The organism is Streptomyces sp. DH12 (assembly GCF_020873895.1).
Lineage (GTDB): Bacteria > Actinomycetota > Actinomycetes > Streptomycetales > Streptomycetaceae > Streptomyces.
Genome location: NZ_JAHWGT010001118.1, coordinates 1 through 448, shown reverse-complemented (window position 1 = coordinate 448; position 448 = coordinate 1). Strand labels below are relative to the sequence as shown.

Annotated in this window: 1 pseudogene; it reads right to left on the bottom strand. The window is 74.1% G+C overall.

Going from position 1 to position 448, the window contains the following annotated elements:
- Positions 1-426 (bottom strand): annotated as a pseudogene (locus LPA54_RS38820) (glycoside hydrolase); the annotation flags it as partial.
- Positions 427-448: the final 22 nt, after the last annotated feature.

The following is a 448-nucleotide window of genomic DNA, read 5'->3' as shown; positions in this document are numbered from 1 at the left end:
GTCGGCGGTGACCGGGCGGGTGTCGCGGATCATCTCGTTGGAGAAGGGCAGCCGGACGCTGTTGATCCCGATCTCCCGGAAGCTCGCGACGATCTCGGCCATCGGGGCGCGGTCCAGGCCGAGCGGGATGCGGTGGGCGTTCTCGCCCGCTTGGTGGTTGGCGTCCTCGTCCGCGCTGCCGCTGCCGTTCCACGTCCCGCTGGCGCCGTGCCAGTGGCCGGAGCGCAGTCTGAAGCGGTCGCCGTTCGCGTCGACGATCCAGCGGCCTCTCGTGCTGAGCGGCGGGGTCCAGTCGGCGGGCGGGGCGCCGGTGTCCTCGACCGGCGCGGTCGTACGGTCCGGCGGCCGGGCCGCCGCGGGGACGGGCACCGACAGGGCGAGCAGGAGAAGGGCGGACGCGATCCTCGGTACCCAGGAACCTCGCACGGCCGCCGCTCCCTCCACGAAG